Below are 11,872 nucleotides of genomic sequence, written 5' to 3'. Positions count from 1 at the left end.
CATGAACAGTGCCAAGAAAGGGTCCTTGACCTTGCTCGCCGGCGCCCTGCTGCTGGCCAGCGCGACTGCCTTCGCCAATGTGGAGCCGGCCGCCAAGCCGGCCACCATGGCCAAGGAACTGCAACAGGCCAAGACCTATACCGTCAGCAGCGCACCGACCGCGCCGCTGGAGCTGGCCACGCCGAAACTGCCGGACACCTCGGGCTACACCGCCGAAGCCATCGCCGCAAAAGTCGTGCGCAGCAAGGCCGGCAAGATCAGCGTGCGCCGCATGATGCAGGAAGACGCCCTGAAGGACTTCATCGGCGGCGACAACAAGATGGCCGAGTGGGTCGTGCGCCAGCACGGCATCCCCCAGGCGATCTTCGTTGACGACGGCTACATGAACCTCAAGGACCTGGCGAAGAAGCTGCCCAAGCAGTACTTCAGCGAAACCTCGCCGGGCGTATTCCTGGCCAAGTTGCCGATCGTGGTGGGCAACAAGGGCATCCTGGAAATCGACAAGCAGACCCAGGAACTGCGCCTGTCCCAGGAGGCCGGCTCGTTCCTGGTCAACGACGGCCAGTTGTTCGTGCGTGATACCAAAATCACTGGCTGGAGTGAGAAGGCCAACGGCCCGGCGGCCTTCAAGTCGCCCAAGGAATTCCGTCCGTTCCTGCTGTCCTGGGGCGGCACCGAGACCTACATCGCCAACAGCAAGATCGCCAGTTTCGGCTACGCCAACAGTAAGTCCTACGGCGTGAGTATTTCCCAGTACACGCCGAACATGGCCAAGGTACTCAAGCGTCCTGAGCCGACCGGCTGGATCGTCGGTTCCGAGTTCTCGGACATGTGGTACGGCTTCTACTGCTACGAAACCCGCGACTTCGTGGTCAAGGGCAACACCTACAAAGACAACATCGTCTACGGCATCGACCCCCACGACCGTTCCCACGGCCTGATCATTGCCGACAACACGGTGTTCGGGACCAAGAAGAAGCACGGGATCATCATTTCCCGTGAGGTCAACGACAGCTTCATCTTCAACAACCGCAGCTACGACAACAAGTTGTCGGGCCTGGTGATCGACCGTAACAGCGTGAACAACCTGATCGCCCATAACGAGATCTACCAGAACCACACCGACGGCATCACCCTCTACGAGAGTGCCGACAACCTGCTGTGGGGCAACAAGGTGATCAGCAACCGTCGTCACGGCATCCGCATTCGTAACAGCGTGAACATTCGCCTGTACGAAAACGTCGCCATGGCCAACGGCCTGACCGGCGTCTACGGCCACATCAAGGACCTGACCAACACCGACCGTGACATCAAGCTCGACCCGTTCGACGCCCAGGTGTCGCTGATCGTGGTCGGCGGTGAACTGGCGGCCAATGGCAGTGGCCCACTGTCCATCGACTCGCCGCTGAGCGTCGAGTTGTATCGCGTGTCCATGCTCGCCCCGACCAAATCCAGCGGCATCAGCTTCTCGGGGATTCTCGGCGAGCGCCAGGATGAAATTCTCGACCTGCTGGTGCGCCAGCAGAAAGCCGTGCTGATCGACCCTGTCGAACGCCAGACCGAAATGCGGGACTGAGGATAATTTTATGCACCCACACTTGATCAAATTACTCAGCCTGTCGGCCCTGACCGCCGGCATTCTCGCCGCCAGCGGTGGTGTTCGCGCCGATGAAGTGCAAGCACCGAAATTCAGCGCCGAGCCGTGCTGCAGCCTGTGCCCCGCCGCCCACGACGCGAAGAACTACACCACGCGTTACCAGCAGAACTTCACCACGCTGGTACAGGCCCAGGGCGACTGGTTGTTCCGTACGCAAGAAGACTTGCGCACCGAATTCGACACCACACCTGCCGGCTACAAGCGCATGAAGCAACTGCACGATGCGTTCAAGAGCAAAGGCGTGGAGCTGGTGGTGGTTTACCAGCCGACCCGTGGCCTGGTGAACCGCAACAAGTTGAACCCGGCAGAAAAAGCCAGCTTCGATTTCGACAAGGCGCTGAAGAACTACAAGACCATGCTCGGCCGTTTCGCGCAGATGGGTTACGTGGTACCGGACCTGTCGCCGCTGACCAACGAGTCGCTGCCCGACACCCTGCCCGCCCACGATTTCTACTTCCGCGGCGACCAGCACTGGACGCCGTATGGCGCCCAGCGCACGGCAAAAATCGTGGCCGAAAAGGTCAAGCAGATCCCGGCCTTCGCCGACATTCCCAAGCGTGAATTCGAGACCCACAAGTCGGGTCGCATGGGCAAGACCGGAACATTGCACAACATGGCTGGTCAACTCTGTGGCACCAGCTACGCGATCCAGTACATGGATCAATTCACCACCGAGCCGAAAGGCGAAGCAGGCGATGGCGATCTGTTCGGCGATTCCGGCAATCCGGAAATCACCTTGGTCGGCACCAGCCACAGTGGCAAGAACTACAACTTCGCCGGTTTCCTCGAAGAGGCCATCGGCGCCGACATTCTCAACGTGGCGTTCCCCGGCGGTGGCCTGGAAGGTTCGATGCTGCAGTACCTGGGCAGCGAAGAGTTCCAGAAGAACCCGCCGAAGATTCTCATCTGGGAATTCTCGCCGCTCTATCGCCTCGACCAGGAAACCATCTACCGCCAGATGATGGCGCTGCTGGACAACGGTTGCGAAGGCAAGGATGCACAGATGTCCGCCAGCACCACGCTGAAGCCGGGCAAGAACGAGCTTATGGTCAACAGCAAAAACCTGAACCTGCAAAACAGCAGTCACCAGGTCGACATCCGCTTCGCCGACACCTCGGTGAAAACCTTGCAAGCCACCCTCTGGTACATGAACGGGCGCCACGAGGACATCAAGATTGACAAACCGGAAACCTCCGACACTGACGGACGTTTCGCCTTCGAGTTGCGCACGGACGAAGACTGGGCCTCGCAGAACCTGCTGGCCGTCGAAATCCAGGGCCCTGAAAAAGCGGGCACCGCGCCACAGAAAGTCGAAGCGAAAATCTGCAAACGCAACGTATTCCCGAACGCTGAGCAACGTACTGCTTCAGCCGGGCAATGAGGTCTGCTATGCGAAATCCGAAACTTGCAACATTGACGCTGTTGAGCCTGGCGATGTTCGCCGGTGCGACCCAGGCCGCGGCGCCACTGCGCCCGCCACAGGGCTATTTTGCGCCGATCGAGAAAGTCAAAACCGGCGACAAGAGCGACGGCTGCGATGCCATGCCGACGCCCTACACCGGCTCGCTGCAATTTCGCAGCAAGTACGAAGGTTCGGACAAGGCCCGTTCAACACTGAACGTGCAGTCGGAAAAAGCCTTCCGCGACAGCACCGCCGACATCACCAAGCTCGAGCGCGGCACCAGCAAGCGCGTCATGCAGTTCATGCGTGACGGTCGCCCGGAACAGCTGGAATGCACCCTGAACTGGTTGACGGCGTGGGCCAAGGCCGATGCGTTGATGTCCAAGGACTTCAACCACACCGGCAAGTCGATGCGCAAATGGGCGCTGGGCAGCATGGCGTCGTCCTACATTCGCCTGAAGTTTTCCGACTCCCACCCGCTGGCCAACCATCAGCAGGAGTCGCAGTTGATCGAAGCCTGGTTCAACCGCATGGCCGACCAGGTGGTCAGCGACTGGGACAACCTGCCGCTGGAAAAAACCAACAACCACTCGTACTGGGCCGCCTGGTCGGTGATGGCGACCTCGGTCGCCACCAACCGCCGCGACCTGTTCGACTGGGCCGTGAAGGAATACAAGGTCGGCGCCAATCAGGTTGATGCGGACGGTTATCTGCCGAACGAACTCAAGCGCCAGCAACGCGCCCTTGCCTATCACAACTATGCCCTGCCGCCGCTGGCGATGATCGCCAGTTTCGCCCAGGTCAATGGTGTGGATTTGCGTCAGGAAAACAATGGCGCCTTGAAACGCCTGGGTGATCGCGTACTCGCCGGGGTAGAAGACCCGGATGAGTTCGAGGAAAAGAACGGCAAGAAACAGGACATGACCGACCTGAAAGTCGACTCGAAATTCGCCTGGCTCGAACCGTTCTGCACCCTCTACACCTGCGCGCCGGAGGTGCTGGAGAAGAAGCATGACATGCAACCGTTCAAGACCTTCCGCCTGGGCGGGGATTTGACCAAGGTCTACGACCCGGCCAACGAAAAGGGCAAGGGTTCCTAGAACGACGCATTCCCCCTGTAGGAGCTGGCTTGCCAGCGATGCGGTGTGTCAGTCGACATCAATGTTGGATGTCAGACCGAATCGCTGGCAAGCCAGCTCCTACAGGGATCGCGGTGGTTTTTGAATGCAATGTGCCCCCGGTTTTTCGTGGGGGGTTTGGGGGGGCCGTTGGCCCTTGAATGTAGCTTCAAACAAGGAGAGATCGGGATGGTTTTTTCGTCCAACGTGTTCCTGTTTTTGTTCTTGCCGATCTTTCTCGGCTTGTACTACTTGAGCGGGCAACGCTATCGCAATCTGCTACTGCTGATCGCCAGCTACGTGTTCTACGCCTGGTGGCGTGTGGACTTCCTCGCACTGTTCGCGGCGGTCACGCTGTGGAACTACTGGATCGGCCTGAAAGTCGGCGCCGCTGGCGTTCGGACCAAACCGGCGCAGCGCTGGCTGCTGCTCGGCGTGGCGGTCGACCTGTGCATCCTCGGCTACTTCAAGTACGCCAACTTCGGCGTCGACAGCATCAACGCCATGATGACCTCCGTGGGCCTGGAGCCGTTTATCCTGACCCATGTGCTGCTGCCGATCGGCATCTCGTTCTACATCTTCGAGTCCATCAGCTACATCATCGACGTCTATCGTGGCGATACCCCGGCGACCCGCAACCTGATCGACTTCGCGGCGTTCGTGGCGATCTTCCCGCACCTGATCGCAGGTCCCGTGTTGCGTTTTCGCGACCTCGCCGACCAGTTCAACAACCGCACCCATACCCTCGACAAATTCTCCGAGGGCTGCACGCGGTTCATGCAGGGTTTCATCAAGAAGGTGTTCATCGCCGACACCCTCGCGGTAGTGGCCGACCATTGCTTCGCCCTGCAAAACCCGACCACGGGTGACGCCTGGCTCGGCGCCCTGGCCTACACCGCGCAGCTGTACTTCGACTTCTCCGGCTACAGCGACATGGCCATCGGCCTGGGCTTGATGATGGGTTTCCGCTTCATGGAAAACTTCAAGCAACCGTACATCAGCCAGTCGATCACCGAGTTCTGGCGCCGCTGGCACATCAGCCTGTCGACCTGGCTGCGTGACTACCTGTACATCACCCTGGGCGGTAACCGCAAAGGCACCCTGACCACCTATCGCAACCTGTTCCTGACCATGCTGCTCGGTGGCCTGTGGCACGGTGCGAACATCACCTACATCGTTTGGGGTGCATGGCACGGCATGTGGCTGGCGATCGAGAAAGCCCTCGGCCTGAACACTTCGCCACGCAGCTTCAACCCGATTCGCTGGGCACTGACCTTCCTGCTGGTAGTGATGGGCTGGGTGATCTTCCGGGCGGAAAACCTGCACGTGGCCGGTCGCATGTACGGCGCGATGTTCAGCTTCGGCGAGTGGTCGCTGTCGGAACTCAACCAGGCCAGCCTCACCGGCCTGCAAATCGCAACGTTGGTAGTGGCCTACGTGACCCTGGCGTTCTTCGGCCTGCGTGATTTCTACAGCAACCAGCCGCCAGTGAAGACCAAGCCTGAAGTGAATGTCGATGCCGATGGCCCGGCCGCCAGCGAACCCGGCCTGATCAAGGCAGCGCCTGGGGATAACCCGGCGAGCATCCACCAGCCTGGCTACACCGTCGGCGTCGATGCCCAGGTGCAACCGGCCTACTGGACCGCTGACTGGTCGCGCTACGCAATGCGCGCATTGGTACTGCTGCTGTTCATCGCCTCGATTCTCAAACTCTCGGCGCAAAGCTTCTCGCCGTTCCTTTACTTCCAGTTCTGAGGGATCTGACCATGACCCGCTCATTACGCATCTTCTACATCGCCCTGTTCCTGGTGACGCTGCTGGCCCTGGGCCTGTGGTCGGTCCGCAGCTTCCTCGGCTTCAGCACCAACGCCGATGCGACGGTGCTCAACGGCCGCTGGACCAAGGCCGTGGAGACGCACTACGACGACGAGTTCCCGATCAAGCGCCTGGGCACCAACCTCTGGGCCGCGCTGGACTTCAAGCTGTTCAACGAGGGTCGTCCGGGCGTCGTGCTCGGTCGCGACCAGTGGCTGTACAGCGATGAAGAATTCCATCCGACGGTCAACGAAGAGCTGAACCTGCAAGGCAACTACGCGCTGGTCGAAGGCGTGCGCCAGACCCTGAAAGACAAGGGTGTGAAACTGGTGATGGCGGTGGTTCCGGCCAAGGTGCGCCTGTACCCGGAACACCTCGGTGAGGTGAAACCGGCCAGCATCCACGCCAACCTCTACCAGGACTTCCACAAGCGTCTGGCCGCCGACCACATCCTTGCCCCTGATTTGCTGGGCCCGCTGCAAGCGGCCAAGCGCGACGGCAAGCAAGTGTTCCTGCGCACCGACACCCACTGGACTCCGGAAGGCGCCGAGATCGCCGCCAACCGCCTGGCCAGGACCATTGCCGACAAGTACCCGCTGAGCGGCGAACCGCAAAACTTCGTCACCGAGCCTGCGGAGAAAATCACCCACAAGGGCGACCTGCGTCTGTTCCTGCCACTGGACCCGCTGTTCGAAAACCTGATGCCGGCGCAAGAGCCTCTGCAGAAGCGCAACACCGTTGCCGCTGATGACCAGCCAGCCGCTGAAGACGCCCTGTTCGCCAACACCGAAGTGCCCGTGGCACTGATCGGCACCAGCTACAGCGCCAACCCTAACTGGAACTTCGTCGGCGCGTTGAAACAAGCGCTGCGCAGCGACGTGGTCAATTACGCCGAAGACGGCCACGGCCCGATCCTGCCGATGCTCAGCTACCTCAAAAGCGACGCTTTCAAGAACAGCCCGCCACAAGTGCTGATCTGGGAGTTTCCTGAACGCTATCTGCCTGTGAACAACGAAATCGGCGACGCCGACCCGCAGTGGGTCGCAGAGCTTAAACAAGCCGGCGCCCGCCAACAAAACGTAGCCATCAACACTAAATCCGAGACGCCCGACCGGGCGCAAAACTGAAAGAGAGAGGTACTACCATGACTTTCAAGACTACTCCTCGTCGTCTCGCCAAGACCTTTGCACTGGTTGCTGGTATGAGTGTGCTTTCGATGCAGGCCTTCGCCGGTGGCGATGCCGCACTGTACGGCCCGACCGCACCGAAAGGCTCGTCCTTCGTGAGGATCTACAACGCCAGCAACGCCGAAGTCAGCGCCACCGTCGGCAGCACCAACCTGAGCGATGTCGCGCCGCTGTCGAGCAGCGACTTCAGCTTCATGCCGGGCGGTGACTACAGCGCCAAGGTCGGCAGCCAGACCCTGCCGGTGAAACTGGCCGGCGACCACTATTACACCCTGGTCAACAACGCCAGCGGCGCACCGCAACTGATCGAAGAGCCGCCGTTCAAGAACAAGCAGAAATCCCTGGTGCGCGTGCAGAACCTCAGCGACAAGGCGCTGACCCTGAAAACCGCCGACGGCAAGACCGACGTGGTCCCGAACGTGGCCGCCAAGGGCCGTGGCGAGCGTGAAATCAACCCGGTCAAAGTCAGCCTGGCGCTATACGATGGCGCAACGAAAGTCGGCGACGTGAAACCGGTCGCCCTGGAACGCGGTGAAGCCGCCGTGCTGTACGTCACCGGCAGCGGCAGCAGCCTGTCGCCGGTCTGGGTAAAACGCCCGGTATCGACGCGCTAATCATTTTCCCGAATTGACCCGGCTCCGTGGGAGCCGGCCTGCCGGCGATGCAGGCCACTCGGTTTTGTCGATGTACCGAGGTGATGCCATCGCCAGCAGGCTGGCTCCCACAAAAGCCTAACCAAACGATTTTCAAGGAGTAACAACATGATTCCGGTGATCTTGTCAGGTGGTAGCGGCTCACGTCTTTGGCCGCTTTCCCGTAAGCAGTTCCCTAAACAGTTCCTGGCCCTGACCGGCGAGCACACCCTGTTCCAGCAAACCCTGGAACGCCTGGTGTTCGACGGCATGGACACGCCGATCGTGGTCTGCAACAAGGACCACCGTTTCATCGTCAACGAGCAGTTGGCCGCGCGCAAACTCGAAACCCAGCGCATCCTGATGGAACCGTTCGGCCGCAACACCGCGCCGGCCGTGGCCCTGACCGCGATGATGCTGGTCAACGAAGGTCGTGACGAACTGATGCTGGTCCTGCCGGCCGACCACGTGCTGGAAGACCAGAAAGCCCTGCAACGCGCCCTGGCCCTGGCCACCGTCGCCGCCGAAAACGGCGAAATGGTGCTGTTCGGCGTCCCGGCCACCAAACCGGAAACCGGCTACGGCTACATCAAGTCGACCAACGATTCACTGCTGCCCGAAGGCGTCAGCCGCGTTTCGCACTTCGTCGAAAAACCGGACGTGAAACGCGCCACCGAGTACGTCCAGTCCGGCGGTTACTTCTGGAACAGCGGCATGTTCCTGTTCCGCGCCAGCCGCTTCCTCGAAGAGCTGAAAAAGCACGATCCGGACATCTACGACACCTGCCTGCTGACCCTCGAGCGCAGCGCCCAGGACGCCGACACCGTGAGCATCGACGAAGCCACTTTCGCCTGCTGCCCGGACAACTCCATCGACTACTCGGTCATGGAAAAAACCCAGCGCGCCTGCGTCGTACCGCTGACTGCGGGCTGGAGCGATGTCGGCTGCTGGTCGTCGTTGTGGGAAGTGAATGCCAAAGATGCCAATGGCAACGTCACCAAAGGCGACGTGGTGATCCAGGACAGCAAGAACTGCATGATCCACGGCAACGGCAAACTGGTGTCGGTGATCGGCCTGGAAAACATCGTGGTGGTCGAAACCAAGGACGCCATGATGATCGCGCACAAGGACAAGGTCCAGGGCGTGAAGCAGATGGTCAACACCCTCAACGAACAGGGCCGCAGCGAAACCCAGAACCACTGCGAAGTCTATCGTCCGTGGGGCTCCTACGACTCGGTCGACATGGGCGGGCGTTTCCAGGTCAAGCACATCTCGGTGAAACCGGGCGCGTGCCTGTCGCTGCAGATGCACCACCACCGCGCCGAGCACTGGATCGTGGTCAGCGGCACGGCTGAAGTGACCTGCGACGAGAACGTGTTCCTGCTGACTGAAAACCAGTCGACCTACATTCCGATTGCTTCGGTGCACCGCCTGCGCAACCCGGGCAAGATTCCACTCGAGATCATCGAAGTGCAATCGGGCAGTTATCTGGGTGAGGACGATATCGAGCGGTTCGAAGACATCTACGGGCGTTCGACCCCGATTGAGCGTGGCGTGTCGGTGAAAACCATCGCGCAGTAAGCATTGTTTACCTTAAGCCCCCGCTCAACCCGCTGCGTCCCCTATCCGCAGCGGGTTGACCGGGGGCTTTTTTTGTCCGGGTTTTGTGTTGCCCAGGCTGGCCTCTTCGCGAGCAAGCCCGAGTTTTTCCAGGAGAAATGCGATCGAATGTGGGAGCGGGCTTGCTCGCGAATAGGCCAGCACATCCGCCACAAAATCTCGCCCATCGCCAACCTCCCCTACGCTTAGGTAGGATGGTCTCTCCATCCCCCAAGGTTTTCACGTCATGTTCATCGGTGTCCTGCTGGTCATCACCTGGCTGATCCTGCTCCTGCGCTATCCGACCAAAGCCTTGCCCGTGTCCATGGCCGCCGCCGTAGGCCTGGGCATCGTCGCCACCTGGGTCATCTGGATGGACCACCGCGAACTCAAACAGCTTGAACGCCTGGAACTGCGCATCAGCTACGCACCGCAACATTGCCCTGCCGACCGGCCGCTGCAATTGACCATGAGCAACGGTAACGACGTGCCGCTGACCGAGTTGCGCTGGCGCGTCGCCGCTTATGCGCCGGGCGACACCGTCAACCTGGCCGACAATCAGTACACCGCCCCTCGCTATCGCGGGCCTGGCGAATTGCAGGCTGGGGGTAGCTGGGAAGATTGCCTGCCCATGCCGCCGTTGCGCCCCGGCTATCGCCCGGAAACCCTGGAGTTTCGCGCCGAGCGTTTGCACGGCACTTTCTCCGACTGACCTCTCCCCCACTTTTTTGCACAAGGACCGCGCCATGCCCGTTGCGTTGATTACCGGATGTTCCAGTGGCATCGGCCGCGCCCTGGCCGATGCCTTCAAATCTGCTGGTTATACCGTCTGGGCCAGTGCCCGCAAGACTGAAGATGTCGCAGCGCTGACCACTGCCGGTTTTATTGCCGTGCAACTGGACGTCAACGATGGCCCGGCACTCGAACAATTGAGCGAACGGATCAACCAGCAACACGGCAGCCTCGATGTGCTGATCAACAATGCCGGCTACGGTGCGATGGGGCCTTTGCTCGATGGCGGCGTGCAGGCGATGCAGCGCCAGTTTGAAACCAACGTGTTCGCCATCGTCGGCGTGACCCGGGCGATGTTTGGTGTGTTGCGTCGGGCCAAAGGGATTGTCGTCAATATCGGTAGCGTTTCCGGGGTTCTGGTCACCCCTTTCGCAGGGGCTTATTGCGCCTCGAAAGCCGCGGTGCATGCCTTGAGCGATGCCTTGCGCATGGAACTGGCGCCGTTTGGCGTGCGGGTGATGGAGGTGCAGCCGGGGGCGATCGCTTCCAGTTTTGCCAGGAATGCCGGGCATGAGGCGGAGCAATTGATCACCGAACAATCGCCGTGGTTTCCGTTGCGCGAAGGTATTCGGGCACGGGCCAAGGCGTCCCAGGACAATCCGACGCCGGCCAGTGAGTTTGCCGCGGGGTTGCTCAAGGCCGTGCAGCAAAGCAAACCGCCGCGGCTGATTCGTCTTGGCAATGGCAGCCGGGCGTTGCCGTTGATGGCAGGGTTGTTGCCCAAGGGCTTGCTGGAGTCGGCGTTGATGAGGCGGTTCGGGTTGCGTGGGCAGCTCTGAGCCCCAGTCGACGCCTTCGCGAGCAAGCTCGCTCCTACAGTGCGTTGACCACTACCGTGCAGGTAATCCCCGCCGCCAGCAGCACCCCCTCCGGCACTTCATCGATGTGAATGCGCACCGGTACCCGTTGCGCCAGGCGCACCCAGTTGAAGGTCGGGTTCACGTCGGCGATCAGCTCCCGACTCTCCGGATTGTCGCGGTCGTAGATGCCGCGGGAGATGCTTTCCACGTGGCCCTTGAGCACTTCGCCGCTCATCAGTTGCATGTCGGCCTTATCGCCCACGCGCACGTGGGGCAATTTCGTTTCCTCGAAGAAGCCGTAGACCCAGAACGAGTTCATGTCGACCACGGCCATTTTCGCTTCGCCAATGCGCGCGTAGTCGCCGCGATGGACATTCAGGTTGGTCACGTAGCCATCCACCGCCGCACGCACTTCGGTGCGCTTGAGGTTCAGTTCGGCGGCTTCGAGTTGCGCCTGGGCCTGTTGGTAATCGGCCAGGGCCGAGTCGGCGAGGTTGCTGGCGTCGTCGCGGTTTTCCCGGGAGATCACCAGGTTGTCCATGTCGGCACGGCGATGGGCGTTGACCTTGCGCATCTCCCAGGTCGCCTTGCGTGACGCCACCAGCGACTGCGCCTGTTTGACCGCGAGGCGGTAGTGCTCGGGGTCGATGCGCATCAGCAGGTCGCCCTTCTTCACCAATTGGTTGTCGCGCACCGGCACGTCCACCACTTCGCCGGTGACGTCCGCAGCAACGTTGATGATGTCGGCGCGCACCCGGCCGTCGCGGGTCCACGGGGTCTCCATGTAATGCACCCAGAGTGTGCGGCCGATCCATATCGCCAGGGCCAGAACCAGCAGGGTGGCGAGCAGGCTGAAGAGCTTTTTCATCA

At 60.8% G+C, this 11,872-nt stretch carries 10 protein-coding genes; 9 read left to right on the top strand and 1 reads right to left on the bottom strand.

Annotated features, from left to right (window positions below; all coding sequences use genetic code 11):
• The first annotated feature begins 1 nt into the window (after position 1).
• The 9 genes from algG to ACM6I6_RS07885 all read left to right on the top strand — a co-directional run bounded on the left by algG (position 2) and on the right by ACM6I6_RS07885 (position 10,981).
• The gene (algG, locus tag ACM6I6_RS07925; protein WP_274073926.1) at positions 2–1,576 is read left to right on the top strand and encodes a mannuronan 5-epimerase AlgG; all 1,575 of its coding nucleotides are present in this window, start codon (positions 2–4) and stop codon (positions 1,574–1,576) included.
• A 10-nt stretch (positions 1,577–1,586) separates the two neighbouring features.
• Positions 1,587–3,038 carry an alginate O-acetyltransferase gene (locus ACM6I6_RS07920; RefSeq protein WP_323605619.1) on the top strand — a complete coding sequence of 484 codons (1,452 nt, stop codon included), beginning with the start codon at positions 1,587–1,589 and terminating at the stop codon, positions 3,036–3,038.
• 8 nt (positions 3,039–3,046) lie between these two features.
• Positions 3,047–4,159 (top strand): mannuronate-specific alginate lyase, encoded by a 1,113-nt coding sequence (locus tag ACM6I6_RS07915; protein ID WP_323625983.1) that lies wholly within the window; start codon positions 3,047–3,049, stop codon positions 4,157–4,159.
• A gap of 207 nt (positions 4,160–4,366) precedes the next feature.
• Positions 4,367–5,932, top strand: coding sequence for an MBOAT family O-acyltransferase (locus ACM6I6_RS07910; protein ID WP_274073929.1), 1,566 nt, complete (start codon positions 4,367–4,369; stop codon positions 5,930–5,932).
• An 11-nt stretch (positions 5,933–5,943) separates the two neighbouring features.
• Positions 5,944–7,119 (top strand): alginate O-acetyltransferase, encoded by a 1,176-nt coding sequence (locus ACM6I6_RS07905; RefSeq protein ID WP_274073930.1) that lies wholly within the window; start codon positions 5,944–5,946, stop codon positions 7,117–7,119.
• 17 nt (positions 7,120–7,136) lie between these two features.
• On the top strand, positions 7,137–7,793 hold the full coding sequence (locus ACM6I6_RS07900; RefSeq protein WP_274073931.1) for an alginate O-acetyltransferase AlgF: 657 nt from the start codon (positions 7,137–7,139) through the stop codon (positions 7,791–7,793).
• Positions 7,794–7,940: 147 nt separating this feature from the next.
• The gene (locus ACM6I6_RS07895) at positions 7,941–9,392 is read left to right on the top strand and encodes a mannose-1-phosphate guanylyltransferase/mannose-6-phosphate isomerase (protein ID WP_274073932.1); all 1,452 of its coding nucleotides are present in this window, start codon (positions 7,941–7,943) and stop codon (positions 9,390–9,392) included.
• A gap of 265 nt (positions 9,393–9,657) precedes the next feature.
• Positions 9,658–10,122: a multidrug transporter gene (locus tag ACM6I6_RS07890; RefSeq protein WP_274073933.1), complete on the top strand. Its 465-nt coding sequence runs from the start codon at positions 9,658–9,660 to the stop codon at positions 10,120–10,122.
• A gap of 34 nt (positions 10,123–10,156) precedes the next feature.
• Positions 10,157–10,981 (top strand): SDR family oxidoreductase, encoded by an 825-nt coding sequence (locus ACM6I6_RS07885; protein WP_414919702.1) that lies wholly within the window; start codon positions 10,157–10,159, stop codon positions 10,979–10,981.
• Between the two features lie 34 nt (positions 10,982–11,015).
• On the opposite strand, the gene ACM6I6_RS07880 is transcribed toward ACM6I6_RS07885, so the two are convergent.
• Positions 11,016–11,870, bottom strand: coding sequence for an HlyD family secretion protein (locus ACM6I6_RS07880; RefSeq protein WP_274073935.1), 855 nt, complete (start codon positions 11,868–11,870; stop codon positions 11,016–11,018).
• Positions 11,871–11,872 lie beyond the last annotated feature (2 nt).

Origin of the sequence: Pseudomonas sp. IT-P218 (assembly GCF_949767605.1) — a bacterium.
Taxonomy (GTDB): Bacteria; Pseudomonadota; Gammaproteobacteria; order Pseudomonadales; family Pseudomonadaceae; genus Aquipseudomonas; species Aquipseudomonas putida_AE.
This window is presented reverse-complemented; position numbering and strand designations above follow the sequence as displayed.

Excerpts from the sequence above, each read along its gene's own strand:
- algG (WP_274073926.1), top strand. The coding sequence starts at position 2 with ATGAACAGTGCCAAGAAAGGGTCCTTGACCTTGCTCGCCGGCGCCCTG.
- ACM6I6_RS07880 (WP_274073935.1), bottom strand. The coding sequence starts at position 11,870 with ATGAAAAAGCTCTTCAGCCTGCTCGCCACCCTGCTGGTTCTGGCCCTG.
- ACM6I6_RS07920 (WP_323605619.1), top strand. The coding sequence starts at position 1,587 with ATGCACCCACACTTGATCAAATTACTCAGCCTGTCGGCCCTGACCGCC.
- ACM6I6_RS07910 (WP_274073929.1), top strand. The coding sequence starts at position 4,367 with ATGGTTTTTTCGTCCAACGTGTTCCTGTTTTTGTTCTTGCCGATCTTT.
- ACM6I6_RS07885 (WP_414919702.1), top strand. The coding sequence starts at position 10,157 with ATGCCCGTTGCGTTGATTACCGGATGTTCCAGTGGCATCGGCCGCGCC.
- ACM6I6_RS07900 (WP_274073931.1), top strand. The coding sequence starts at position 7,137 with ATGACTTTCAAGACTACTCCTCGTCGTCTCGCCAAGACCTTTGCACTG.
- ACM6I6_RS07915 (WP_323625983.1), top strand. The coding sequence starts at position 3,047 with ATGCGAAATCCGAAACTTGCAACATTGACGCTGTTGAGCCTGGCGATG.
- ACM6I6_RS07895 (WP_274073932.1), top strand. The coding sequence starts at position 7,941 with ATGATTCCGGTGATCTTGTCAGGTGGTAGCGGCTCACGTCTTTGGCCG.
- ACM6I6_RS07890 (WP_274073933.1), top strand. The coding sequence starts at position 9,658 with ATGTTCATCGGTGTCCTGCTGGTCATCACCTGGCTGATCCTGCTCCTG.
- ACM6I6_RS07905 (WP_274073930.1), top strand. The coding sequence starts at position 5,944 with ATGACCCGCTCATTACGCATCTTCTACATCGCCCTGTTCCTGGTGACG.